We start from the raw sequence: 442 nt of genomic DNA, 5'->3' as shown, positions 1-442 counted from the left end.
GCCCGAAGCCGGCTTCCGGTACGACGCGAGCGGTGTGTCGAAAGCCCCCGCCTCGCCGCCGAGCAAGAACGGCATCACGCGCTTCTCGCTGCCGCTGGTTCCGGAAGGGCCGGAAGCGAGGCCGGTGGTCGCGATGGACTACAATCTCTATGTCCGGCATTCGGGCGGCTTCGAGAGGCCGTCCATGGCGAACGTGTTCGCCGGCCGCACCTACGACGCGTTCCGCGCCGCCTTCGACGCCCAGTACAATGGCAAGCGCATGCCGCTGGAGTTGGGCTTTCACTTCACCCAGATGAATGACGGCGCCTACTGGAACGCGCTGGAGCGCTTTGCCGACGAGGTCTGCGTCATGCAGCAGGTCGAGTGCATCAGCTTCCGCGACTATGTCGAGCGGCAGCGAGGCGGCGCCGCGCAAAGGGTCGCGGCGGGCGGCTGAGCGCCC

Annotated in this window: 1 pseudogene; it reads left to right on the top strand. The window is 67.6% G+C overall.

From position 1 onward, the window contains the following. Positions 1-436 (top strand): annotated as a pseudogene (locus EN851_RS34245) (polysaccharide deacetylase); the annotation flags it as partial. Positions 437-442 lie beyond the last annotated feature (6 nt).

This window comes from Mesorhizobium sp. M8A.F.Ca.ET.208.01.1.1 (genome assembly GCF_004791315.1).
GTDB lineage: Bacteria > Pseudomonadota > Alphaproteobacteria > Rhizobiales > Rhizobiaceae > Mesorhizobium.
Note: the sequence above shows the minus strand (reverse complement) of the source record. Positions and strands in the feature narration are given on the sequence as shown.